This is a genomic window from Leptolyngbya sp. FACHB-671 (assembly GCF_014695745.1).
Taxonomy (GTDB): domain Bacteria; phylum Cyanobacteriota; class Cyanobacteriia; order Elainellales; family Elainellaceae; genus JAAUTN01.
Map to the genome: position 1 here is coordinate 1 of NZ_JACJOV010000015.1, position 2,385 is coordinate 2,385.

At 48.2% G+C, this 2,385-nt stretch carries 5 protein-coding genes; 3 read left to right on the forward strand and 2 right to left on the reverse strand.

What is annotated here, in order from left to right:
• Window positions 1-128 precede the first annotated feature (128 nt).
• On the forward strand, window positions 129-317 hold the full coding sequence (locus tag H6F93_RS00685; protein WP_190678273.1) for a sigma factor-like helix-turn-helix DNA-binding protein: 189 nt from the start codon (window positions 129-131) through the stop codon (window positions 315-317).
• 128 nt (window positions 318-445) lie between these two features.
• Here H6F93_RS00685 and H6F93_RS00690 read toward each other — a convergent pair whose 3' ends face one another.
• Window positions 446-694, reverse strand: a complete 249-nt coding sequence (locus H6F93_RS00690) for a hypothetical protein (protein ID WP_190678275.1) — start codon at window positions 692-694, stop codon at window positions 446-448.
• 73 nt (window positions 695-767) lie between these two features.
• On the opposite strand from H6F93_RS00690, the gene H6F93_RS00695 reads away from it, so the two are divergent.
• Both H6F93_RS00695 and H6F93_RS00700 read left to right on the forward strand, forming a co-directional pair.
• Window positions 768-1,349 carry a GNAT family N-acetyltransferase gene (locus H6F93_RS00695; protein WP_206755689.1) on the forward strand — a complete coding sequence of 194 codons (582 nt, stop codon included), beginning with the start codon at window positions 768-770 and terminating at the stop codon, window positions 1,347-1,349.
• Window positions 1,346-2,014 carry a hypothetical protein gene (locus tag H6F93_RS00700; protein ID WP_190678279.1) on the forward strand — a complete coding sequence of 223 codons (669 nt, stop codon included), beginning with the start codon at window positions 1,346-1,348 and terminating at the stop codon, window positions 2,012-2,014. Before H6F93_RS00695 ends, H6F93_RS00700 begins: the two co-directional genes overlap by 4 nt.
• Before the next feature lie 88 nt (window positions 2,015-2,102).
• Here the strand turns inward: H6F93_RS00700 and H6F93_RS34455 are convergent, their stop codons facing one another.
• Entirely contained in the window at window positions 2,103-2,228 is a 126-nt protein-coding gene (locus tag H6F93_RS34455; protein ID WP_277882809.1) for a hypothetical protein, read from the reverse strand.
• Between the last annotated feature and the right edge of the window lie 157 nt (window positions 2,229-2,385).

A 2,385-nucleotide genomic window follows, 5' to 3' on the forward strand; every position in this document is an offset into this window, starting at 1 on the left:
TTAAGGACTAGCGGCAATACCACCGCACATTGAGTAGGATGATCTCTGGCAAAAAGTGCCGCCACTTAAACAGAGCAAAGGTAGACAGCACAGGACCGGGAGGAGAGTGTAGTCCTGCTTTCACACCATTGAGCAAGTTAGAGCACTGTTGGAATGCCTGTCAGAGGGCGATCGCCACATCATTGAACAGCGTTGGGGTATTGGCTAGCGTAAACGGCTGTAAGCAACCGCTGAGCAAGGTTGCAGAGACAGTTCACCTGTCGAGAGAGAGGATCAGGCAGCGGGAGAGCAAAGCTTTTGCCCAGCTTCGCCGTTGAGTACAGAACCACTGTTGATTCGTGTGCAAGTTCCTAGAATAGTTCTAAATTGCACACGAATCAAAAGATGTACGCACACCAAGCATTGCTCGAAGAAATCGCTTCTCTAAAGCCGCAGCAGGCGCAGATCAGAGGGTAGGGCGATGTGTTACTGAATTGCTGGATTGCTCAATCAAAGCCTTCTGGAACTGCCAGAACTGATAATGCTCATTGGCAGTTGAGAAGCCGTAAAGCGTAGTTCGGCGGGAAGAAATCGAAGTATCTGAAGGCTTCTGAAATTGAACAGTATGAAGAGGCGGTCGCCCGTGGTAGGGAGCTAAAGCGACTGGAACGGGAGATTGAGGCACTACGGCAGAAGGTTGAGAGGGTTGAGACAAGCTGGTAAAAAAGAGGCGCTAGGATTTTTGATGAGCGAATCCCAAGCTCAACGCCTTATGATCAGAGCCATTGTTGAATCTTCTTATTCCGTTGAACCGCATCATTCAACTACTGCAAGTTCAAGATCAACAGATCGTTGATGCCATCCTGACGGAGGTGACTGATAAACACCTGGAGGATGCCAAGACACTTTGGGAGCCAATCTTGAAAGGAAGCGGTCAAGACGATGAGTATTGGAACTGGGTGGGCAAAAGCCGTCGATCTAAGTTACTCCCAGGTGATGAGTTATACGCGATCGAGTGCGAGGGTGTCACTCAAGGGCTGATGATGCTCGATGTCTTAAAGAAACGCTGTCAGATTGAATTTCAGTTGCGACGACGGTTGGTGTACATTAGTGCTTTGGCAACCGCCCCTTGGAATCGACCTATCATCACAAACCCTCCAACTTACAAAGGCGTTGGGGGCAATCTGGTAGACTTTGCGATCGCCCGCAGCTACGAACTGGGTTATCAAGGCAAAATAGGATTACATGCCCTTCCAGGTGCGCTAGGATTTTATAGAAAGCTGAGAGTTGGACTGCTCAATTGCGGACCTGATCCTGAAGAACCCGATAACCTCGTTTACTTCGAGACTTTGAGGATAGACGACCCATGACTCAATCGATTCCTGCCCAGCCAAAGGACACCTTTGACAAAGCGGCTCGTCATCAGCGCCTGCTGGAATTGCTTGAAGCAGAGGACGCTGCTAATGGCGAAGTAGGTTGCGGACGGAATCTGGGAAAGGGGCTTTCAGGGTATCTCAGTACTCGCGGGGTTGCTCTTGATGATGAGCAATTGAAGCGCCTGTTGCGAGAACACTTAGGGCATATCCTGATGGAACCAGATTTTGATTCCATTACAACCCAGATTCAACGTCGGCTTGAATCTTTAGTTGGGCAATCCCTAGATAGTTCTTCCAGTTCTGCACCTTTGTTAAATTCAACAAATGTCACAGAGCATATCCCAACAAAGGACCTCAGAGAATTATTTCAACCACAGCTTGCTGATTTTTGCTCCGAAGACACCTTGGAACACCTGATTGGGTTGAGCCATCAGATTATTCATAAAGCGGTACTCCAACCCCGACATACTTGGTCTAAGCCGATATGGGTGCTGCGAGGTGAAACACAGATTTACATCGTTCAGGAAACTGGAAGTGAAGCGGCGATCGCCAAAGTCAAGACTCAGCATCCTCAAGAAACAGAAAAATTGGAAGTTATTACAGTCGGTGGTATTTTGGCACCCGATCAGGTAATTCCCTTAAATACAAATCTGCTGTAAAGGTTGGCATCCTGAGAGAACCTCCCAGAATGAGGATAACAATCGTGGTCAGTGGTTGCTGCCGTCTATACAACTTCATCGATAGCCTCTAGCAATCCGCTGCACCACGATGGCTCTCATAGAGGCGATCGCTAAAATGCCACTTCGACGGTTGGAGCAGCACTCCACGATATTCTAAACAGGCTTGAAGCAGTGGAGCAACAGCAAGTAGCAATTAAGGCGTGGCTTGTCAGGCAGGGGTGATGTTTACCGGTAACTTGAAATTGCCTACAAGCAAACCGTATATCCCCACGGAGTTGGGGTGCTAGTTTCATTAGGGTCAATACATTCAAATTGTCTAACTTGATTGCCAATCAAACCAAAGTCTACTG